18 protein-coding genes and 1 tRNA gene are annotated in these 21,797 nt (G+C 71.6%); 14 read left to right on the forward strand and 5 right to left on the reverse strand.

Annotation, left to right across the window (positions count from 1 at the left end; all coding sequences use genetic code 11):
* The first annotated feature begins 78 nt into the window (after positions 1 to 78).
* Positions 79 to 1,011 carry a helix-turn-helix transcriptional regulator gene (locus ASG53_RS18800; RefSeq protein ID WP_056136913.1) on the forward strand — a complete coding sequence of 311 codons (933 nt, stop codon included), beginning with the start codon at positions 79 to 81 and terminating at the stop codon, positions 1,009 to 1,011.
* Between the two features lie 124 nt (positions 1,012 to 1,135).
* Here ASG53_RS18800 and ASG53_RS18805 read toward each other — a convergent pair whose 3' ends face one another.
* The 3 genes from ASG53_RS18805 to ASG53_RS18815 all read right to left on the reverse strand — a co-directional run bounded on the left by ASG53_RS18805 (position 1,136) and on the right by ASG53_RS18815 (position 3,751).
* Complete coding sequence (locus tag ASG53_RS18805) at positions 1,136 to 2,254, reverse strand: Gfo/Idh/MocA family protein (RefSeq protein WP_056136915.1); 1,119 nt, start codon at positions 2,252 to 2,254, stop codon at positions 1,136 to 1,138.
* Positions 2,227 to 2,931 carry a ThuA domain-containing protein gene (locus tag ASG53_RS18810; protein ID WP_056136917.1) on the reverse strand — a complete coding sequence of 235 codons (705 nt, stop codon included), beginning with the start codon at positions 2,929 to 2,931 and terminating at the stop codon, positions 2,227 to 2,229. Before ASG53_RS18810 ends, ASG53_RS18805 begins: the two co-directional genes overlap by 28 nt.
* A gap of 283 nt (positions 2,932 to 3,214) precedes the next feature.
* On the reverse strand, positions 3,215 to 3,751 hold the full coding sequence (locus ASG53_RS18815; protein WP_056136919.1) for a hypothetical protein: 537 nt from the start codon (positions 3,749 to 3,751) through the stop codon (positions 3,215 to 3,217).
* A gap of 82 nt (positions 3,752 to 3,833) precedes the next feature.
* On the opposite strand from ASG53_RS18815, the gene ASG53_RS18820 reads away from it, so the two are divergent.
* Positions 3,834 to 4,271: a GNAT family N-acetyltransferase gene (locus ASG53_RS18820; protein ID WP_056136921.1), complete on the forward strand. Its 438-nt coding sequence runs from the start codon at positions 3,834 to 3,836 to the stop codon at positions 4,269 to 4,271.
* 141 nt (positions 4,272 to 4,412) lie between these two features.
* On the opposite strand, the gene ASG53_RS18825 is transcribed toward ASG53_RS18820, so the two are convergent.
* Both ASG53_RS18825 and ASG53_RS18830 read right to left on the reverse strand, forming a co-directional pair.
* Positions 4,413 to 4,488, reverse strand: a tRNA-Arg gene (locus ASG53_RS18825).
* 93 nt (positions 4,489 to 4,581) lie between these two features.
* Entirely contained in the window at positions 4,582 to 5,310 is a 729-nt protein-coding gene (locus ASG53_RS18830; protein ID WP_056136923.1) for a FadR/GntR family transcriptional regulator, read from the reverse strand.
* A 330-nt stretch (positions 5,311 to 5,640) separates the two neighbouring features.
* Here ASG53_RS18830 and argS point away from each other — a divergent pair, with 330 nt between their 5' ends.
* From argS to rpmE, 12 genes are all read left to right on the forward strand, one after another.
* A complete protein-coding gene (gene argS, locus ASG53_RS18835; protein WP_056136925.1) occupies positions 5,641 to 7,320 on the forward strand; it encodes an arginine--tRNA ligase in 1,680 nt (559 codons plus the stop codon).
* A gap of 11 nt (positions 7,321 to 7,331) precedes the next feature.
* Complete coding sequence (lysA, locus tag ASG53_RS18840) at positions 7,332 to 8,714, forward strand: diaminopimelate decarboxylase (protein WP_056136927.1); 1,383 nt, start codon at positions 7,332 to 7,334, stop codon at positions 8,712 to 8,714.
* Positions 8,715 to 8,888: 174 nt separating this feature from the next.
* Positions 8,889 to 10,391 (forward strand): hypothetical protein, encoded by a 1,503-nt coding sequence (locus ASG53_RS18845; protein ID WP_156382896.1) that lies wholly within the window; start codon positions 8,889 to 8,891, stop codon positions 10,389 to 10,391.
* A gap of 153 nt (positions 10,392 to 10,544) precedes the next feature.
* Positions 10,545 to 11,672, forward strand: a complete 1,128-nt coding sequence (locus ASG53_RS18850) for a heme/hemin ABC transporter substrate-binding protein (protein ID WP_056136930.1) — start codon at positions 10,545 to 10,547, stop codon at positions 11,670 to 11,672.
* Entirely contained in the window at positions 11,669 to 12,709 is a 1,041-nt protein-coding gene (locus tag ASG53_RS18855; protein WP_056136932.1) for a FecCD family ABC transporter permease, read from the forward strand. The genes ASG53_RS18850 and ASG53_RS18855 overlap by 4 nt, the downstream gene beginning before the upstream one ends.
* Positions 12,706 to 13,653, forward strand: coding sequence for a heme ABC transporter ATP-binding protein (locus ASG53_RS18860; RefSeq protein WP_082544230.1), 948 nt, complete (start codon positions 12,706 to 12,708; stop codon positions 13,651 to 13,653). The genes ASG53_RS18855 and ASG53_RS18860 overlap by 4 nt, the downstream gene beginning before the upstream one ends.
* A gap of 41 nt (positions 13,654 to 13,694) precedes the next feature.
* Positions 13,695 to 14,702 (forward strand): hypothetical protein, encoded by a 1,008-nt coding sequence (locus ASG53_RS18865; protein WP_056136934.1) that lies wholly within the window; start codon positions 13,695 to 13,697, stop codon positions 14,700 to 14,702.
* 280 nt (positions 14,703 to 14,982) lie between these two features.
* Positions 14,983 to 16,293: a homoserine dehydrogenase gene (locus tag ASG53_RS18870; RefSeq protein ID WP_056136936.1), complete on the forward strand. Its 1,311-nt coding sequence runs from the start codon at positions 14,983 to 14,985 to the stop codon at positions 16,291 to 16,293.
* Positions 16,293 to 17,360: a threonine synthase gene (thrC, locus tag ASG53_RS18875; RefSeq protein ID WP_056136938.1), complete on the forward strand. Its 1,068-nt coding sequence runs from the start codon at positions 16,293 to 16,295 to the stop codon at positions 17,358 to 17,360. The genes ASG53_RS18870 and thrC overlap by 1 nt, the downstream gene beginning before the upstream one ends.
* 7 nt (positions 17,361 to 17,367) lie before the next feature.
* Positions 17,368 to 18,288, forward strand: a complete 921-nt coding sequence (gene thrB, locus ASG53_RS18880; protein ID WP_056136940.1) for a homoserine kinase — start codon at positions 17,368 to 17,370, stop codon at positions 18,286 to 18,288.
* A gap of 618 nt (positions 18,289 to 18,906) precedes the next feature.
* A complete protein-coding gene (gene rho, locus ASG53_RS18885; RefSeq protein WP_056136942.1) occupies positions 18,907 to 21,210 on the forward strand; it encodes a transcription termination factor Rho in 2,304 nt (767 codons plus the stop codon).
* Positions 21,211 to 21,427: 217 nt separating this feature from the next.
* Positions 21,428 to 21,637 carry a 50S ribosomal protein L31 gene (rpmE, locus tag ASG53_RS18890; RefSeq protein ID WP_056136944.1) on the forward strand — a complete coding sequence of 70 codons (210 nt, stop codon included), beginning with the start codon at positions 21,428 to 21,430 and terminating at the stop codon, positions 21,635 to 21,637.
* The last annotated feature ends 160 nt before the right edge of the window (positions 21,638 to 21,797 follow it).

Here is a 21,797-nt window from a genome sequence, read left to right on the forward strand (position 1 = left end):
TGGGCGCGAGAGCGTCATGAGTGTGGCGGGTACCGCTGGTACCTCCCGCGGGCGGGCACGAGGTCGTACGGTCGGAGGATGGACCTGAAGACCGAGACCCGCGAGTTCCTCTCGACGCGCCGCGCGCGGATCACCCCCGAGCGCGCCGGGCTGCCGGCCTACGGCGGTCACCGCCGGGTGCCGGGTCTGCGGCGCGAAGAGGTCTCGATGCTCGCCGGGGTCAGCGTCGACTACTACACCCGGCTCGAGCGCGGGAACCTCGGCGGGGTCTCCGAGGAGGTGCTCGAGGCGCTGGCCGAGGCCCTCCAGCTCGACGAGGCGGAGCGCGGCCACCTCTTCGACCTGGCACGTGCCGCGAACGCGTCGGGTGCTGCGCGCTCGCGGGCGCGCCGCGCACCAGCCCCGGTCTTGCGCCCTGCCGTCCAGCGGATCCTCGACGCGATGCCGGACGTCCCCGCCTTCGTGCGCAACGGCAGGCTCGACGTGCTCGGCTGCAACGTGCTCGGGCGTGCGCTCTACGCACCGCTGTTCGAGTCGGCCGAGCAGACCATCGGTGGGCCCGTGAACGCCGCGCGGTTCATGTTCCTCGACCCGGTGCCGGCCCGGGACTTCTGGGGTGAGAAGGCTGACCGTGTCGCTCACGATTCTGTCGCGATCATCCGGGCCGAGGCAGGCCGGAACCCCTACGACACGTCGCTCACGGCGCTCGTCGGTGAGCTCTCGACCCGCAGCGAGGACTTCAGGCGGCTCTGGGCCTCCCACGACGTGAGATACCACCGCACGGGGACCAAGGTGTTCTGCCACCCGGTGGTCGGCAGGATGGAGCTCGACTTCGAGGCCCTGGTGCTCCCCGCCGACCCGGGCCTCCAGGTGAACGTCTACACCGCGGCGCCGTCGACACCGTCGGCGGACGCGCTGACCCTGCTGGCGTCGTGGGCCGCGACAGGTCGACCGGCAGCAGGGGCGACGTCGTCGTCCGTCGCAGTCGGCCGTGACGAGCCCGTCGCCTGAGACGAGCCGTGCCCTTCGTCTGAGAGGGGGCGAGCCTGTCACTCAGGCAGCTGACAGGCCCGCTGCCTGAGAGGGGGCGAGCTCGTCGCCTGAGACGGGACGAGATCTCTCCTGGTGCTCTGCGTCAGGAGAGGCCCCGCCACGTCGCGGTTGCGGTGAGCGGCACGAGGTCAGGTCGAGCGGGTGCGCTCGAGATCTGGGTCCGACGACCGCTGCTCGCGGAGTCGAGCAGCCCCGTCATGACCTCCATGACGTGCAGGCCGACAGCCCCGCTCGCGCGGGCCTGCGCCGGTGCGTCCCCGAGCCCGGCAGCCCCGACCATCTCGAGCAGCCCGACCCCGCGGGAGGAGTCGACGAAGCCGGCACGAGGTGCGACGGTCTCCCACGAGGCGCCACCCCGGGTGAGCAGCTCGACGTCCCCGCCGAAGGTGTTCGGGTCGGGGACCGACACGGCGCCCTCTTCCCCGTAGACCTCGATCGGGCGGGCCCGGGTGCCAGGTGCGTCGAAGCTCATGGTGACCGTCGAGATCGCGCCGCCTGCGTGCTCCAGGGTGCCGGCGACGTGCGTGGCGACCTCGACCGGGATCACCTCGCCCGCGCGCGGACCGGACCCGATCGTGCGGCTGTCGCGCAGCCGCCCTGCCGATCCCGTCACTGCGACGACAGGCCCGAGCAGGTGGACGAGGCTCGTGAGGTAGTACGGCCCCATGTCGAGCAGCGGTCCGCCACCGGGCAGGTAGTAGAAGTCGGGGTGGGGGTGCCACGCCTCGTGGCCGGCTGAGACCCACGTCGCGACGGCCGCCGTCGGGCGTCCTATGAGGCCAGCGTCGACGACCGCCCGAGCAGTCTGCACCCCTGTCCCGAGGACGGTGTCCGGGGCGCAGCCCAGACCCACCCCTGCCCGTGCGGCAGCGTCGACGACAGCTCGGGAGTCGGCGAGGGTCGAGGCCAACGGCTTCTCGCCGTAGTGGTTCTTCCCGCTGCGTGCACAGGCCAGGGCGATCTGTGCGTGTGCGCCGGGAGTCGTCAGGTCGAGGACGGTCTCGACGTCGTCCGAGGTCAGGAGCTCTTCGACGGTGCTCGCCCGGCTGTCGGGCAGCCGCGCTGCCACGGCCTCGGCGCGTGAGGCGTCCAGGTCGGCGACGGCGGCGATGCGGATCCCAGGGTGCTCCGCGAGCGTGGCGAGGTAGGCATCGAGGATGACACCCAGACCGACTATTCCGACTCCGTGCGGCTGGCCCACAGCAGACCCCTCTCGACGATGGTGCGGACGTTCGGGTCGGCCAAGACCTCGGGGGAGTGGCCCGGCGTGGCGACGAAGACGCGCCCCGCGCCCCACAGCCGCGTCCAGACGGCTGGGGAGATGATCGGCCTGTGCCACGGGTGCCACGGACGGACCGGGTGCGTGGTCGTCGCCAGCACGTCGATCAGGTCGTCGTGGAGGACCCAGTACTGCTCGGTGTCGAGCTCGAAGTCTGTGAGGCCCGTGGTGATCTGGTGCTGGCGTCCCTCGGCCGTGATGGTCACGGTGTGCCGGAGATAGTTGTCGCTCGCATCGCCAGGCCGCTCGTCGGGGTGGCGCCCCGGATGGGTCGCGAACTGCCCGCCGACCAGCTGGAGGTAGTCCGAGCTCGCCCTGTAGGAGTCGGCGATCCCGCCGTGCCACCCGGCAAGACCCGTCCCTGCTTCGACGGCTGACCGCAGCCCGGCGAGGGCTGGTCCGCTGATCTCCGACATGGTCACGCACTGCACCACGAGGTCGACGCCCGCCATCCGGTCGGCGTCGGCGTAGACCTCGTTGTCCGTCTCGATCTCGGTCACGAAGCCCTGCGCCTGCAGGAAGGGCACGAAGAGGTCTGTCGCGGCCTCCGGTGAGTGGCCGTCCCACCCCCCGCGCACCACGAGTGCTCTACGTGTCATGTGGGGGCTCCTCGTCGAGTGCGGCACCATCGCCGCGGAAAACGGTCTCCATGTCGATCTTGCACGACGGGCGGAGGGCTTGTCCAGGGCGCGAGCGGCAGCGTCCGTACGTCGAAGCAGGTCAGAGGGCGTGCTTGGACCCACCGGGTGCGGATGCCGTGGTTCACGACGCGCACCTCGCCCGCGGGAGGCAGGTCGAGCACAGGGCGTCGGGGAGCGGCCGTCGCTCGCTCCGGCACGGACCCGCTCTGCTCCTGTCGTGACGGTGACGGTGCCGGCACGGTCATCGTCCGCGCGTCTTGGGTCTGCCCGGCCGGAACGTCGTCCCGGAGAGCGGCGCGTACGCGGACCATGTCTCGCCAGACTCCCTCTCGGGCACGGCGCGCTGGAAGCGCTCGCGCTCGGCACGCTCGTGGTCCGCCCACACGGTGAACTGCGCTGCAGCCGCAGGCTGCAGCGCAGGTCCGTCGGAGCGGATGCGCAGCTTCTCCGGTGCGCTGTACGCGTCATGGCTCGAGCGCTCGACGGCGGGGTCGACCTCGACGACGAACTCGGAGCCGAGCGCGCGGGAGATCCTGTAGGCGAGGTCGACACCACGGCGCAGGTGCTCGATCTCAGGGGTCGCGCCGATCCACTCGAAGTCGTCGGGGCGCCGCGAGGAGTACCACTCGGCGTCCCACGCGCGCAGCGCGTCGGTGAGGTTGTCGTCGAGGTGCATCTCCTCGAACCCTCGCGGGTCCGGGAACCACACGGGCGACTCGGCATGACCGACGAAGAGCCGCACGGGGCGGCGGTCGGGGTCGGAGAGGTCGTCCGGCATGAGAGCGACGCTAGCCGAGAGCCGCGAGAGCCGCGAGAGCCGCGAGAGCCGCGAGAGCCGCGAGGGTCGGTAGGATCTCGCCGTGGCGACGACCTTCCGCTCCGCGACGGAGCACGACATCGAGTGGCTGGTCGACCTCCGGGCGGAGGTGCTGCGCGCCGACCTCGAACGTCTCGGCCGCTACGACACCCACCGTGTCCGGCAGCGGATGCGTGACTCCTACGTGCCCACGAGCACCCGCGTGATCGTCGAGGACAGCACGGAGATCGGCTGCGTCACCGTGCGTGTCGAGGACGACGCACGCTGGCTCGAGCACTTCTACCTCGTACCGCGCGCGCACGGGCGAGGGATCGGCAGCCAGGTCCTGCGAGAGATCCTCGCCGAGGAGGACCTGTGCCCGTTCCGGCTGAACGTCCTCCAGGGCAGCCCGGCCCGGCGGCTGTACGAGAGGCACGGATTCACCGTGGACTCCGAGGACGAGGTCGACGTCTTCATGACGCGTTCGGCCGGACCGCGCTGACTCGCTGAGCGTCATCGGCGGGGGCTGTCTCCCAGTCCCTGATCTCACCAGAAGAGGTGAGGTGGCTGCCCGCTGCCCGCAGCCCGCAGGGCCGAGGTCGTGCTGCACGACGTGAGCCGCCGCTGCCGCGATCCGCGGCGATGGTGCCCTCGATAGGATTCGAACCTACGACCTTCTGCTCCGGAGGCAGACGCTCTATCCCCTGAGCTACGAGGGCGGGGACCACGATCAGGCGGAGTCTCGCACGTGTCGCGCTGTGCAGACTGCCCGGTCAGGCATGGAGCACACTACCAGCACGACGAGCGCTCCTTCACCTCGGCTGCTGCGGCGACCGTGCTCCTCCGGTCGAGGCCTGGCGAGTCTCGGGACCGTGGGTCGCGGGTCCACCGGCGATGTACACCGCGAGGTACGACGTGATCTCGTCGATCGCGCGTTCCGGGTCGCCTGCCTCGATCGCATCGACCAGCGCGTCGTGGTCGTCCTCGGACTGCGTGTGCACGAGTCCGATCACGTTGGTGCGGATGTTCGCGCCGATCGCGTCGATGAGGTTCTCGTAGAGAGACAGCAGCACGGGGTTGCCCGCCGCGGCCGCGATGGCACGGTGCAGCGCGAGGTCCGAGGAGACCATGAGGTCGACGTCCCCCGAGGCGAAGGCGTCCTGGCGGGCCGTGTTGAGCTCGCGGAGCACCGCGAGGTCGGCGGGGGAGCGGCGCACGGCTGCGAGCCGTGCCGACTCGACCTCGAGGCTGCGGCGGATCTCGAGGACGTGCTGCTGGTTGGCCCCGGCGATCTCGCGCCCCATGACGACCATGAGCTCGGAGTCCGAGAGCACGTAGGTGCCCGACCCCTGCCTCCTGACGAGCAGGCCGGCGTGGACGAGCGACTGCACGGCCTCGCGGACGGTGTTGCGGCCGACGCCGAGGAGCTCTGTCAGCGCGGGTTCTGTCGGGATCTTGCTGCCGACGGGCCAGTCCCCGGAGGTGATGTGCGAGCGCAGCTGGTGGACGGCGCGGTCGATCAACCCTGACTTGTCGCTCATTCCCCGAACTCTCTCCATCGCCTGCCTGGTCCACCCCGTCGTCCGAGGCTGCACCGCGTCATCATCGGAGAGTACGGGAGTCCGGTCCTCTCCGGGCAGGAGTCCGAGGGCGAGATCCGGCGGAGCCCGCGCCGCACGACCGTCGAGCTCGTGACTTCGGAGCGAGGTCGATGGTTCTCCGCGTCGATCTTGCTCGAGACTCACGAGCTCGCTGCAGAGTCGCGAGCTCGCTGGGACGTGCTGGTCGACGGGGCGGGTCGGCGGCTTGGAGGAGGTGCTCGCCTGTGGATGGTGCGTGGGACCTTTGCGGGACTTCGCTAAGATCGAGCGGTGACCCCCAACGAGCTCTCCGAAGCACTCCGCGCTGCCCTCGCCGCCAAGATCGCCGACGGCACCCTGGCCCTCGACCTCGCTGCTCTGCCCGAGCAGATCCTCGTCGAGCGACCGCGCCAGCGCGAGCACGGGGACTGGTCCACCAACATCGCCCTCCAGCTGGCCAAGAAGGCTGGGACGCAGCCGCGCGCCCTCGCCGACGACCTCGCCGTCCGGGTCGCCCAGACGCCGGGCATCAAGAGCGTCGACGTCGCCGGTCCTGGGTTCCTCAACATCACCCTCGACGCAGCGGCAGCGGGCGAGCTCGCCCGCACGGTCATCGACCAGGGTGCCGCCTACGGCCGCGGCGACGCCGAGGCCGGCAAGAAGGTCAACCTCGAGTTCGTCTCCGCCAACCCGACAGGGCCCATCCACATCGGCGGTGTCCGCTGGGCCGCTGTCGGCGACTCGCTCGCCCGCGTCCTCGAGGCCGCCGGCGCCGAGGTGACCCGTGAGTACTACTTCAACGACCACGGGGCGCAGATCGACCGCTTCGCGCGCTCGCTGCTCGCCCGCGCCAAGGGTGAGGACGCGCCCGAGGACGGCTACGGCGGCCAGTACATCCAGGACATCGCCGACGCGGTCCTGGCCGACGTCGCCGCAGCAGGCGAGCCGAACCCCTTGACCCTCCCCGACGACGAGGCCCAGGAGGTCTTCAGGTCGATCGGTGTCGACCGCATGTTCGACGAGATCAAGGCTGCCCTGCACGGCTTCGGCGTCGACTTCGACGTGTACTTCCACGAGGACACGCTCCACGAGACCGGGGCCGTCGACCGCGCGATCGCGCGCCTGAAAGAGTCCGGCCACATGTTCGAGGCCGACGGCGCCACTTGGCTGCGCACGACGGACTTCGGCGACGACAAGGACCGCGTGGTCATCAAGTCGGACGGCCAGGCCGCGTACATCGCGGGCGACATCGCCTACTACCTCGACAAGCGCGAGCGCGGCGCGGACGAGGTCATCATCATGCTGGGCGCGGACCACCACGGGTACGTCGGCCGCATGATGGCCGTGTGCGCAGCCTTCGGCGACGAGCCGGGCACCAACCTGCAGATCCTCATCGGGCAGATGGTCAACTTGCTCAAGGACGGTCAGCCTCTGCGCATGTCCAAGCGTGCCGGCACTGTCGTGACCCTCGAGGACCTCGTCGACGCCGTCGGTGTCGACGCCGCGCGCTACTCGTTGGTGCGCTCCTCGACGGACTCGAGCCTCGACATCGACCTCGACCTGCTGTCGAAGGCCACGAACGAGAACCCGGTCTACTACGTCCAGTACGCGCACGCCCGCACCGCCAACGTCGCCCGCAACGCAGCAGACCACGGTGTGCGCCGCGAGGACGCCTTCGACCCGTCGCTGCTGACCGCAGAGACCGAGTCGGCGCTGCTCGGCTCGCTCACCGAGTTCCCGCGGGTGATCGCCCAGGCCGCCGAGCTGCGCGAGCCGCACCGCGTGGCCCGGTACCTCGAGGCTCTCGCCGGGGCTTACCACAAGTGGTACGCGGACGTCCGCGTCACCCCGGTCGGCGACGAGGAGATCGGCGACACCCACCGCACCCGTCTCTGGCTCAACGACGCGACCCGCCAGGTCCTCGCCAACGGCCTCGCGCTGCTCGGCGTGAGTGCCCCGGAGCGGATGTGAGCACGCCCGACGTGAGTACGACCGGCACCCCGCAGGTCCCGGCGCCCCTCGAGCAGCACGTCTGGCCGACGAGCGCCGACCTCACCCCGACGGGTGAGCTGGTCCTCGCCGGTCTCGCGGCGACCGACCTCGCCCGAGACTTCGGGACGCCCGCCTTCGTCATGGACGAGAAGCACTTCCGTGACCGGGCCCGCCTGTTCCGCGACTCCTTCACCGAGGCGTTCGCTGCTGTCGGCGCCGAGGTCGACGTCTACTACGCGGGCAAGTCCTTCTTGTCGGTCGCCGTCGCCCGCTGGGCCCGGGAGGAAGGTCTCCGGGTCGACACCTGCACGGGGGGCGAGCTCGCCGTCGCTCTGCGTGCCGGGGTCCCGGGTGCGGAGATCGGCCTGCACGGCAACAACAAGTCGGACGCGGAGATCTCCCGCGCGATCGAGGCCGGTGTCGGCCGGGTCGTCGTGGACTCCTTCGCGGAGATCGACCGCGTCGCCGAGCTCGCTCGCGACGCAGGCCGCGACAGCAGCACCCGTGTGCCCGTCATGGTGCGCGTGACGACTGGCATCCACGCCGGTGGCCACGAGTTCATCTCGACGGCCCACGAAGACCAGAAGTTCGGTGTCTCCCTCACCGGTGGGCAGGCCCTCGCGGCGCTGCGCGCCGTCCTGGACCACCCCGAGCTCGAGCTGCTCGGCGCTCACACGCACATCGGGTCGCAGATCCAGGACGCAGCAGCCTTCGAGGCGAACGCCCGCAAGATGCTCGCGCTGCGCGCCAAACTCGAGACCGAGACGGGATACCTGCTCCCCGAGCTCGACCTCGGCGGTGGCTACGGCATCGCCTACGTCCCCTCCGAGACGCCGATCGACGTCCCGGCCCTCGCCCGCGACCTCGCCGGTGCGGTGGGCTCCGTGTGCGCGGAGCTCGGCACGACGGTCCCGCGCATCTCGATCGAGCCCGGTCGCTCGGTCGTCGGGTCGACCACGGTCACGCTCTACACGGTCGGTGTGGTCAAGCCGGTCACCCTCGACGACGGCAGCGTGCGCACCTACGTGTCGGTCGACGGTGGGATGAGCGACAACATCCGTCCCGCCCTCTACGGCGCGGAGTACACGGCCCGCCTCGCCAACCGGACCGGCTCGGCCGAGACCATCCGCGCCCGGGTGGTCGGCAAGCACTGCGAGAGCGGCGACATCGTCATCTCGGACATCGAGCTCCCGTCCGACGTCACGCCCGGAGATCTGCTCGCCGTGCCGGCGACGGGTGCCTACGGCCGCTCGATGGCCAGCAACTACAACCATGTGCTGCGCCCACCCGTGGTCGCCGTGGCCGACGGCGCGGCCCGGGTGATCGTCAGGCGCGAGACCGAGGACGACCTGCTCGCGCTCGACGTCGGCTGAGGCTGCGAGGTCCAGCCCAGGGGCCTCCGGGTGACAGCGACGTCCCCGGTCGTCGTCCTGGCTGGACCACGGCTCGGCTGGACCACGGCTCGGCTGGCACACGGCTCGGCTGGCACACGGCCGGGTGCTGGCCTGAGCTCTCAGGCCGCCACGACCTCGCGCTACCCTCACCCTGTGGATCGACGACCAGAGCTGCCGACGACGGTGGAGCGCGCCCTGCGTGCCCCGGTCCCTGAGGACGCACCGCACCACATCCCCACGAGCACGGTCCTGCTGGACGGCTCGGTCCTCCTGACCTCGTGGGTCGAAGGACGGGCCGCGACCCGCCTCGGCATCCTCGACCTGCGCACCGGCGGCTGGAGCGTGGTGACCGGGGTGCGTGGGATGCTCCGGGCCGCCCAGCCCGGGATCGACGGGCACGCCCTCGTGCTCACGGACCAAGGTCTGTGGGAGATCGATCTCGTCGCCCTGAGCGTCACCCGGAGCCTGCGGACGAAGATCGGCAAGGGCAACGACGAGCTGCGAGCTGAGAGCGACGGCACAGTCGTCGTCGCGGGGTCGGCGTCGACGATGGAGAGCGTCGTCGACCGCTCGACCCTGACCGTGGTCCGGCGCAGGCGCCGGGCTCCGCTCAGGGTCACCCTGCCGACCGCGGCCGCGCGTCGGGCCGGGATCGTCCGTGTGCTCCACGAGGGCTCAGGTGTGCTGGCGGGTGGCACCGCTACCAGAGAGGCTGCGCCGCAGCGGCTGCTCGTGGTGTCGATCGAGGACGGCACCGAGATCGCGTCGGTCGAGCAGCCGACGGGTCTGAGCAGCGTGCACGTGGTGCACGACGGGATCGTCGCGGCAGCCCCGGACCTCGGGCGGTCTCGCAGCCTCACCGCTGTGCTCGGTGTCTTCGGCCCACCACCGCCGGGCACCGTCCCGGGTGCTCTCGACGACCTGGTGGTCGCCGCGACCGCGTCCGCCGAGTCCCTCCTGACCCGGGCGTCACGCCGGAAGCCTGTCCGCACGGTGCACCGCGACCACAGGCTCGAGCCGGGTGCCCACCTCCACGACCTCCGCGTGGAGCGGGTCACCCTCGACGGCTGCTCGGTGGCCCGTGCGGCGGAGGCTGACTCTCGTCCCACGATCTCCCGTGTCCACGTGACCGACCTCGAGCTGCAGTCGAGCACGCTGAGCGGGGCGGTCTTCGAGGACGTCACGGTCGACGGGCTGCGGGCCGTGCACGGCTCGGGCTTCCTCTTCGGGTGCGAGCTCCGCCGGGTGACGCTCCGGGGGAGGGTCCGAGGCCTCGTCCTCGCCACCGGGCTCGACGACCCCGACCCTGCGACGGATGCCCTGTACGCCCGGTGCCACCAGGAGCGCCTCGCCGACCCCGAGTGGATGCTCGACCTGACGGAGGCCACCGGAGACCTCACGATCCGGGGCTACCCGGCGAGATTCGTCCGTCGCAACCCGGAGCTCCAGGCCGTGGTCACGGCTGAGGCGGTCGCGGACGGCGCCTGGCGATCGGTCGACCCGGGGCGCTCGGCGCTCCGCGTCGCGCTCCACGAGCTCGTCCGTTCCGGCTGGGAGGACGTGATCCTGGTGGCAGACCCGCACGGCGCGCACGCCGACGACGACCTGCGGTACATCCGGGACCTTCGGGACCTCGGAGTCGCGACGCGGGACTGACATGCTGGTCGTGAGGGTCGGCGTCACGCCGGGCCTCGGGCCCTGGAGGTCGACCTGGCCCACGACGGCTCTGGGTTAGGATAGCCATACCTCCTCTCGGGGGTCCTCCCTCGGCGCCGCCCGGCGCTCCCGCGCGACCGCGAACGGACTGACATGACCGGCCACCCCCGCTCCGCCCGACGCGACGTGCGGGCTCTCGTCAGCACTGTGGCGGCGGTCGTCGTCGCCGTCGGTCTCGCCGGGTGCCAGGTCGTGTCGCCGCAGGCCGCAGCACCCGCGGTGATCGACGGTGGCACGACGCTCGCCGACGCGACGCTCGTGGACGACCCCAAGGGCTACGTCGGGCCCTCGACGGCGCTGCTCGCCGAGGCGGCGATCCCGGTCCCCGAGTCAGCGCCCACCCCCGCGCTCCCCGCCACTGTCACCGACATGCAGGGGACCGAGGTGACGGTCACGGACACGAGCCGCGTCCTCGCCCTCGACGTCTACGGGACCACGTCCCGGATCGTCTACGAGCTCGGTCTCGGGGACAACCTCGTCGGGCGCGACGCCTCGTCGTCCTTCCCCGAGGCCGCCGACCTCCCGCTCGTCACGCAGTCCGGGCACGACCTCAACGCCGAGGCGATCCTCGCGCTCTCGCCGACCCTCATCATCACGGACACGAGCCTCGGCCCGTGGGACGTCGTCCTGCAGATGCGCGACGCCGGGATCCCGGTGGTGGTCGTCGACTCCGAGCGCTCGCTCGAGAACGTCGGGACGATCATCGACCAGGTCGCGGCAGCTGTCGGGCTCCCGGACGAGGGCGCCGCGCTGGCCGAGCGCTCCGCCGCGCAGATCGACGCCAAGATCGCCGAGATCGCGGCCGTCGCACCCCAGGACCCTGCCGAGAGGCTCCGGGTCGCCTTCCTCTACGTCCGCGGCCAGGCCGGGGTCTACTACATGTTCGGCACCGACTCCGGGGCGGACACCCTCATCACCGCGCTCGGGGCGACAGACGTCGCGACCGAGATCGGCTGGGAGGGCATGCGCCCGCTCAACGACGAGGGTCTCGTCTCGGCCGCGCCCGACGTCGTGCTCGTCATGACCAAGGGGCTCGAGTCCGCGGGCGGAGTCGACGGTCTGCTCGAGGCGATCCCCGCGCTCCAGAGCACACCCGCGGGGGAGAACCGCCGGATCGTCGACATGAGCGACAACGAGATCCTCAGCTATGGACCCGGGACTGCCGACGTCCTCGACGCCCTCGCCGTCGCCCTCTACGCACCCGCGGCGCCAGCCTCGTGACCACCCGCTCCGCCAAGGTGACCCTGCTCTTCGTCGGGCTCGCCGTCGCGCTGCTCGCCTTCGCCGTGATCTCTGCGGGCAGCGGCCAGCTGGCCATCCCGCCCGGTGAGGTCTTCGGCTCGGTCCTCGGACGGCTCGGCATCGCGACCGACGGCGTGACCCACCCGAACGGCGAGGCCGCGCTCTGGTCCATCCGCTTCCCGCGGGTCGTGATGGCCGTGCTCGTCGGAGCTGCCCTGGCCTCGGCCGGTGCGCTCATGCAGGGTGTGTTCGGCAACCCGCTCGCCGATCCCGGTGTCGTCGGCGTGTCGTCCGGCGCAGCGCTCGCCGCCTGCACGGTCATCGTCTTCGGCTGGACCTTCTTCGGGACCTGGACCGTCGCCGTCTTCGCCTTCGTCGGTGGGCTCGTCACCACGCTGCTCGTCTATCTCGTGTCGAGGTCGGGTGGACGCACCGAGGTCGTGACCCTCGTGCTCACAGGTGTCGCGGTCAACGCCATGTGCGGGGCGGGCATCGCCTTCCTCACCTTCCTCGGCGACCAGCAGGCCCGCGAGCAGATCGTCTTCTGGCAGCTCGGCAGCCTCAACGGGACGCGCTGGCAGTACGTGACCGTGGTCCTGCCGCTCGTGGTCGTCGGGCTCGTCGGCGTCATGATGCTGGCCCGGCGCCTGGACCTGCTGTCCCTCGGGGAGCGGTCGGCCCGTCACCTCGGCGTGGACGTCGAGCGGCTGAGGATCGTGTCGGTCGTCCTCGTCGCGCTGCTCACCGCTGCGGCCGTCGCCTTCTGCGGCATCATCGCCTTCGTCGGCCTCGTGGTCCCGCACCTGGTCCGGATGATCGTCGGGCCCGGCCACCGGGTCCTGCTCCCCGCCTCCGCGCTCGGCGGGGCGGTGCTGCTGCTCGCCGCCGACCTCGTCGCCCGGACGGCAGTCGCCTACGCAGACCTGCCGATCGGCATGCTCACGGCGCTCGTCGGTGGGCCGTTCTTCTTCTGGCTCATCCGCCGGACACGACGCACCGCCGGAGGCTGGGCATGACGCACCGTCGCCGGACCCCGGGCCCGCAGGACCACGCACCGACCCCGGGCACCGTCGTGCTCAGCGCGCACGACGTGCACGTCGCCTTCGACGGTGTGCCGATCGTCAGCGGCGTCGACCTCGAGCTCCGGGCAGGGGAGGTCCTCGCCCTGGTCGGGCCCAACGGTGCCGGCAAGTCGACGTTGCTCTCCGTGCTCGCCGGAGACCTCGCACCGAGCTCCGGGACCGTCCGGCTGCACGGCGAAGACCTCCACGGTCTCCGGCTGTCGGACCTCGCGCGCCGCCGCGCCGTGCTGCTGCAGGAGCAGCGGCTGTCTTTCCCCTTCCACGTCGAGGACGTGGTCCGGATGGGCCGTGCGCCGTGGCGCGGGCTCCCCGAGGAGGACGACGACGACACCGTGGTCGCCCGGTCGATGGAGATCTCCGAGGTCACGCACCTCGCGCCGCGGCTCTTCCCGACCCTCTCCGGCGGGGAGAAGGGGCGCGCGTCCTTCGCACGGATCCTCGCCCAGGGCACGCGCGTCCTCATGCTCGACGAGCCGACGGCCGCCCTCGACATCCGCCACCAGGAGGCTGTCCTGGTCCAGGCGCGCGAGCAGGCCGCGGTGGGGGACGCCGTGGTCGTGGTGCTCCACGACCTGACCCTGGCCGCCGCCTACGCCGACGTCGTCGCGGTGCTCGACGGCGGTCGCCTGAGCGGATACGGGGTCCCGCGCGACGTCATGACCTCCGACCTGCTCACCGAGGTCTACAGGTACCCGATCGACGTCTTCGAGCACCCCGACCGCGGAGAGCTCGTGGTGCTGCCCGTGCGCGAGCACGCTGTGCGACCGACGCCGGGGGAGACGGCGGACCACCGGTCCCCGATCCTCTCGAAGGGGCCGTGCGACCTCCCACCGGACGATCTGCGCAACGTCCCGCCCGACAGCCCGACCCTGCCCTGATCTCTCGTCCCGCTCTCACCCCGCTCTCCCAGGAGGACCCTGTGCTGCGAACCGTCACCCGACGACCGTCTGCCACCCGTCATGCCCTCACCCGCACCGGGGTGGCGCTGCTGCTCGCGAGCGTCGGGCTCGTCGGGCTCTCGACGACGGCCTCGGCCGAGGCGCAGGTCACCGTGGCCGACGAGTCCGGCGCGGCGGTCAGCACCGTCGCCGCCGGCGGCGTCGTGACGGTCTCGGGGACAGGTTTCCAGTCCGTCCAGGGCGGTGCCGGCGGCATCTACGTCGTGTTCGGGTGGGTCGACGACCCCGAGGGCGTGTCGTGGCGACCGAGCGAGGGTGGCGCGACGGGTGCCGACTACCTCTACGCCCCGGACACCGAGGACGCGCAGAACGCGGGCTTCCAGCGCTTCGTCGCCTTCCCCGGGGCTGGCACGGCCGTCGCGGCCAACGGTGGTGAGATCGCCGCCGACGGCACCTGGACCACACCCCTGACCGTGCCGTCGGCCCAGTTCGAGGCCGTGGACCGTGCGGGTGCTGCGGTGCCCGTCGACTGCACGCAGGTGCAGTGCGGGATCATCACCTTCGGTGCGCACGGCATCAAGAACGCGACCAACGAGACCTTCACCCCCGTCACCTTCGGCGACCCTGCGGCAGACGCTGCGGCTGCGGAGGCCGCCGCTGCCGAGGCAGCAGCGGCTGAAGAGGCTGCGGCAGCCGAGCAGGCTGCCCCCTCGGACGAGGCCACGACCGAGGACGCGTCGACCGAGGCGACCGACCCTTCTGAGGCCGGCACCGAGGCTACCGACGCCCCCACGGACTCGCCCACGCCCGGGACCGACGACGACGCGCTGCTGTCGCCGGGTCTGCGCCTCGCGCTCTCGATCGCGGGTGGGGTCGCTGCCCTCACGGTCCTGGTCGTGCTCGGCATCCGCAAGATCCGTGCCCGCGAGGCGCAGGGGTCCACGACCGGTGCCCCCGCAGCCCCGCAGACCGGCGAGGTGCCAGACGACGACACCTCCAGCGACGAGGGTCCAGGCACCGGTCGCTGATCGACCTTCGGACCCTTCGGGTCTGCGCTGCAGACCCGTGGTCGTCCACAGCACGACCTCGCGAGGCTCTGCCCGCACGGCGCCGGACGGGCGGCTCGCCCGCCTCGACGGAGCGCGTATCCTGTGGGCGTCCGCCCGACGAGCAGCCTCTGCGGCCGTCCGTCGTGCGCCCCTCTCGCCCCAGCACCACCAGCTCGACCTCGTCCCACCAGCTCGACCATCACCGACCGGCGCGGCTGCAACCCAAGGTGCCCAGCCGCACCGACCGACGACCTGAAGGGTGGCCACAGTGCCCGCTCCATCGGCGCTCCGCGTCGCACTCCTCGGCTGCGGGGTGGTCGGGACCCAGGTCGCGCGCCTGCTGTCCGACCAGTCCGACGACCTCGCTGCGCGCGTCGGCGCAAGGCTCGAGCTGGTCGGCATCGCCGTCCGGGACGCTGCTGCGCCCCGTGACCCGTCGATCGACCGTGCGCTCCTCACCGAGGATGCCGAGACGCTCGTCGACGGAGCGGACATCGTCATCGAGGTCATGGGCGGCATCGAGCCTGCGCGCACCCTGCTGCTGCGCGCGATCGCCGGTGGGGCGTCGGTCGTCACCGCCAACAAGGCCCTGCTCGCCGAAGACGGCCCCACGCTCTACCGCGCGGCCGACGAGGCCGGGGTCGACGTGTACTACGAGGCTGCGGTCGCGGGGGCGATCCCGATCGTCCGCCCCGTGCGCGAGTCGCTCGCCGGAGACACCATCCAGCGGGTGCTGGGCATCGTCAACGGCACCACCAACTACGTCCTCGACCAGATGGCCACCCACGGCCTCGCCCTCGACGACGCGGTCCGCCAGGCCCAGGAGCTCGGCTTCGCCGAGGCCGACCCGACCGCCGACGTCGAGGGCTACGACGCCGCCGCCAAGGCCGCGATCCTCGCGTCCCTCGCCTTCCACACCCGCGTGACCATCGACGACGTGAGCCGTGAGGGCATCACGTCCGTCACGGCCGAGGACGTCGCCTGGGCACGCCAGACCGGTCACGTCATCAAGCTGCTCGCCATCTGCGAGGCGAGCGAGGCAGGCGTCTCCGCCCGCGTGCACCCCGCGCTCGTCCCCGAGCAGCACCCGCTCGCAGGCGTCCGCGGCGCGTTCAACGCCGTGTTCGTCGAGGCCGAGGCCGCCGGCGAGCTCATGTTCTACGGGCGCGGAGCAGGTGGCGCGCCGACAGCCTCGGCAGTCCTCGGCGACGTCGTCTCGGTCGCCCGGCACCGCGTCCTCGGCGGCAAGGGCCCGGCCGAGTCGCACTACGCGCAGCTGCCGATCGCCCCGGCGTCGTCAGCCGTGACGCGCTACCAGGTGCGGATCGCCGTCTCCGACCGACCGGGTGTGCTCGCCCAGGTCGCCCAGGTCGTGGCCGAGCACTCGGTCTCGATCGAGGCGGTCCGCCAGGCACCGATCGAGAGCTCGCTCGACGGCGTGACCGCCGCCCACCTCGTCATCACCACGCACCACGCCCCGGAGTCGGCCCTCGCCGGCACTGTGGCCGCGATCGCCGACCTGGACGCCGTCCAGGGCATCCTGTCCGTCCTGAGAGTTGAAGGTTCCTGATGGCCCACGTGTGGCAAGGCATCATCCGCGAGTACGCCGACCTGCTGCCCGAGCACCTCACCACGCACGTCGTCACCCTCGGCGAGGGTGGTACGCCGCTCGTCCCCGCCCCGGCGCTCTCCGCGCTCACCGGTGCTGAGGTCTTCCTCAAGGTCGAGGGCATGAACCCGACAGGCTCCTTCAAGGACCGCGGCATGACGACCGCCATCTCGGCTGCCGCGCACAAGGGTGCCAAGGCTGTCGTCTGCGCCTCGACGGGCAACACCTCGGCCTCGGCCGCCGCCTACGCGACAGCCGCGGGCATGACCTGCGCCGTGCTCGTGCCGGACGGCAAGATCGCCATGGGCAAGCTCAGCCAGGCGATCGCGCACGGCGCCAAGCTGCTCCAGGTCGACGGGAACTTCGACGACTGCCTGGTCGCGGCGCGCAAGCTGGCCGAGGCGTACCCTGTCGAGCTCGTCAACTCGGTCAACCCCGACCGCATCCAGGGCCAGAAGACCGGCTCCTTCGAGGTCGTCGACGTGCTCGGCGACGCGCCGACCATCCACGCGCTCCCCGTCGGCAACGCCGGCAACATCACCGCCTACTGGAAGGGCTACCTCGAGTACCTCGAGGCCGGGGTCTCGACGCACCTCCCGCAGATGTGGGGCTTCCAGGCCGCGGGCGCCGCGCCCATCGTGGCCGGCCACCCGATCACCGACCCCGAGACCATCGCGACGGCGATCCGCATCGGCAACCCCGCCTCGTGGGAGCAGGCCGTCGAGGCCCGCGACACGTCGAAGGGTGTCATCGAGTCCGTCACCGACGAGCAGATCCTCCTCGCGCACCGCATCCTGTCGGCCGAGGTCGGCGTCTTCGTCGAGCCCGCCTCGGCTGCGGGCGTCGCCGGGATCATCTCCCGCGCAGAGCGTGGCCTGGTGCCCGCCGGGGCGCGGATCGTCGTGACCGTCACGGGTCACGGTCTCAAGGACCCGCAGTGGGCGCTGCGCACCGCCGACGGCTCGGAGATCGTCCCGCAGCGGGTCACCGCCGACGTGGTCTCGATCGCCGACGCCCTCGGTCTCTGAGCCCGCGATGAGGCTCGGAGCCGACCACGTCCGTGTCCAGGTCCCGGCGACGAGCGCGAACCTCGGTCCGGGCTTCGACAGCCTCGGTCTGGCGCTCGGCCACCACGACGACCTCGAGGTCCGCACCCTCGGCACCGACGAGGTGCGGGTCGACGTCGTCGGCGAGGGAGCGGGGGAGGTGCCCTCGGACGAGCGGCACCTCGTCGTCAGGGCGCTGCGCCGCGGGCTCGACCACGTCGGTGCGCCCCGGACCGGGCTGCACCTGAGCTGCACCAACCGGATCCCGCACGGCCGGGGCATGGGGTCGTCGGCTGCCGCTGTGGTCTCCGGTCTGCTGGCTGCCCGCGGGTTGCTCGAGGACCCCGCGAGCCTCGACGACGCGACGGTCCTGGCCCTCGCGACAGAGCTCGAGGGTCACCCCGACAACGCGGCCCCGGCGATCTACGGCGGCGCGACCGTCGCCTGGACCTCCGGGGGCGCGGCTCGGGCCGCACGCCTCGAGGTGCACCCTGACGTCGAGACGACTGTCGTCGTGCCGATCGTGCGGCTCGCGACCTCGACAGCCCGCGGTGTGCTGCCCTCGGTGGTCCCGCACGTCGACGCCGCCTTCACGGCCGGACGCGCCGCGCTGCTCGTGCACGCGCTCGCCTCCGACCCCTCGTTGCTGCTCGACGCGACCGAGGACAGGCTCCACCAGGGCTACCGCTCCTCGGTCATGACCAGCACGTGGGAGCTCGTCGAGCGCCTGCGGGAGCGCGGCGAGGCGGCCACGGTCTCCGGCGCTGGGCCGACGGTCCTCGTGATGGGACGTCGCCAGGACCGTGCCCGTCTGGACGCTGTGCTCGACGAGATCCTCGCCGGGTCCTCCGGCTGGGCAGTCCTGCACCCGGAGATCGACCGCAGCGGCGCCACGGTCGACCGTCTCTGAACGACCTGGACGGCGAGGTCGCACGTCCGCCCGCGAGGTCGGACGTCCGTCGGTGAGGTCGGACGCCTGCTGGCGAGGTCGCACGTCCGCCCGCGAGGTCGCACGTCTGCCCCCGAGGTCGCACGGACACGCCGTCTCGGGGGCGCCGGCCCCACATTCTGGCGTGTCTGTACGACCTCGTGAGAGTGGGTGCGACCTCGGTGGGGAGTGGGTGCGACCTCGGTGGGGGAGGGCTCGCGACGTCCGGTGGGGGTGCCGCCTGAGATCACCCGGTGGGCACCCGGAGCCCGGGAATCACGCGGGTAGTCCGGTGTTATAGTGGGTGCAGTTTCCTGCTATGCCCGGCTTCTGAGCCGGGATGCAGCGTGCCGCGGGTGTGCAGTCGACATCGCGGAAGCCACCCACAGCGCATCATCGGCGAGTGCTCCTGCTCTCTGCGGACAGCATCGATGGTCGCCACGGCACACACGCGGGAAGCACTCCGAACCGTGTCACCTCTCGACGTCTGTCGTCGCGTGACGCGTTCCTACTACGTCCCGGCCGCATCGGTGCCGGACGTCGACCGCCCGCAGCCTCCTCGCCTCCCGTCGTGGCTGTGTACGAGGGGAAGGGTCCTTCGTGACTGACACCATCGACGCCACCGAACGCAGCAACGCTGCTGGTGGCACAGCCCGCACCGGCGCGATCTCCGCGCTGAGGCTCCCAGAGCTCCAGGCGCTCGCCTCCCAGCTCGGGGTCAAGGGCACGTCCAAGATGCGCAAGAGCGATCTTGTCGACGCCATCAAGTCGACGCAGGGCGGTGGCTCCGGCCGTTCCGCCGCAGCGTCGAAGGCCCCGGCGGCCTCTGCAGCGCCGGCCCGCGAGGACGACCGTCCGGCGAGGTCTCGGACCGAGGCTCCCGCAGATGCTCCCGCGTCCACGACCACCAGCCGCGACGAGAGCGCCAGCCGCGAGAGCTCGACGCGCCGCGACGAGAGCGCCAGCCGCGACAGCTCCACGAGCCGCGACGAGAGCGCCAGCAGCGCCGACTCCACCACCCGTGACGAGACGTCCGGCCGCAGCGCCCAGCGTGGGTCACGCCGCTCCGGCCGGTCCGAGGCGCCCGCGGTGTCCTCGTCCCCTGTCTCTTCGCCCGCCGAGATCTCTCTCGACGGCCCTGAGCTCTCCCGCGTCCGCTCTGAGCGCGCCGAGGTGCGCCTCGCCGCAGGCGAGACCGCCGACGAGCGCGCAGCCCGCGCGAAGGACGCCGTCGTCGACGTCACCCTGCCTCCCCGTCGTGACCGTGGCTCGCGCCGCGCCGGCCGCTCGGCCGGTGCCGCCGGCGACGCGCCCCAGGGCGAGGACGCCCAGCGCACCGAGCAGCGTGGCGGCGACCAGCAGCGCGGCGCCGACAAGCAGACCGGGGCCGACAAGCAGTCCGGCGACGGGCAGCAGACCCGTGCGAGCCGCCAGAACCGCGACGGCCAGCCGACACGGGACGGCCAGTCTCGTGACCAGCAGACGCGCGACGCCCAGCAGACTCGTGATCAGCAGGCCCGCGACGCCCAGCGCACCACCGACCGTGGCACCGGCGCGACCGACCGTCCTTCTGACGAGGACGACGAGCGCGGCGGCCGTCGTCGTCGTGGACGCGACAGGTTCCGGGACCGTGACCGCGACCGCGACCGTGGGAAGCGCAGCCGCAGCCGCAACGGCGGACCCGACCTGAGCTTCGACGACATCGAGGTCAACGACGACGACGTCCTGCTCCCCGTCGCCGGCATCCTCGACATCCTCGAGAGCTATGCCTTCGTCCGGACCAGCGGCTACCTGCCCGGTCAGAACGACGTCTACGTCTCCCTCAACCAGGTCAAGAAGTCAGGTCTGCGCCGCGGTGACGCGATCACCGGTGCCGTCCGCCAGCCTCACGAGGGTGACACGAGCGGCCAGGCCACGGCCGGGCGTCAGAAGTACAACGCGCTCGTCCGCCTCGACAGCGTCAACGGCATGTCTCCCGAGGAGGCGCGCACCCGCCCGGACTTCTCCAAGCTGACGCCGCTCTACCCGCAGGAGCGCCTGCGCCTGGAGATGCCGGACCCGACACGTCTGACCCCGCGCGTGATCGACATCGTCGCCCCGATCGGCAAGGGCCAGCGCGGCCTCATCGTCGCGCCGCCGAAGGCCGGCAAAACGATCATCATGCAGCAGATCGCCAACGCGATCACGACGAACAACCCTGAGGTCCACCTCATGGTCGTGCTCGTCGACGAGCGGCCTGAAGAGGTCACCGACATGGAGCGCACGGTCAAGGGCGAGGTCATCGCCTCGACCTTCGACCGCCCCGCGTCGGACCACACGATCGTCGCCGAGCTCGCGATCGAGCGCGCCAAGCGTCTCGTCGAGCTCGGCCAGGACGTCGTCGTGCTGCTCGACTCGCTCACCCGTCTGTCCCGCGCGTACAACCTCGCGGCCCCGGCCTCGGGCCGCATCCTCTCGGGTGGTGTCGACGCCTCGGCGCTGTACCCGCCCAAGCGGTTCTTCGGTGCGGCGCGCAACATCGAGAACGGTGGCTCGCTCACCATCCTCGCCTCGGCGCTCGTCGAGACCGGCTCGAAGATGGACGAGGTGATCTTCGAGGAGTTCAAGGGCACAGGCAACATGGAGCTGCGCCTCGCGCGGTCCCTCGCCGACAAGCGGATCTTCCCGGCGGTCGACGTCAACGCGTCGGGGACCCGCCGCGAGGAGATCCTCATGGCCCAGGACGAGCTCAGGGTCATCTACAAGCTGCGTCGCGTCATGGGTGCGCTCGACCACACCCAGGCGATCGAGCTGCTGCTCGGCAAGCTCAAGGACACCAAGTCCAACGTCGAGTTCCTCATGCAGGTGCAGAAGACGACACCGAGCGGGCTCGTCGACGACGAGAACGCCGGGCGCACCGTCTGACGCCTGCAGCACCTGCTGGCTCCGGCCGCAGAACCACCTGTCGTGCTGCCGCACCTGCTCGTCACAGAGCCGGTGCGGCGGTGCGGTACGACGCCAGGACGACCGTCGGGACTATTCCGGTCCCCCCGGTGGTTGTGGCATGATGTCCCGTTGGCTTCTGGTTCACGGGGACGGTCCTGTCCTCGACCCAGACGCACGAACCAAGGAGATGCACCCCATGAAGGCTGGAATCCACCCCGAGTACGTCGACACCACGGTCACCTGCACCTGTGGCAACACGTTCACGACCCGTAGCACCCAGACCTCCGGACAGATCTCGTCCGACGTCTGCTCCGCCTGCCACCCGTTCTACACGGGCAAGCAGAAGATCCTCGACACCGGTGGCCGCGTCGCCCGCTTCGAGGCTCGCTACGGCAAGAAGTCCTAGCACCTCTCCAGCGCCGGTGAGACGATCCGCCGACAACCTCTCCAGGGGCAGTCGGACGGTGTCTCACCGGCGCTGTTGCTATTCCCGGGCGGGCGGCCTCCAGGCGCCGTCCAGCGCGACCCGTCCAGCGCACCCCACACGCACGCACGCAGGCAGGAAC

The sequence above is a fragment of the Sanguibacter sp. Leaf3 genome, assembly GCF_001425965.1.
Lineage (GTDB): Bacteria > Actinomycetota > Actinomycetes > Actinomycetales > Cellulomonadaceae > Sanguibacter > Sanguibacter inulinus.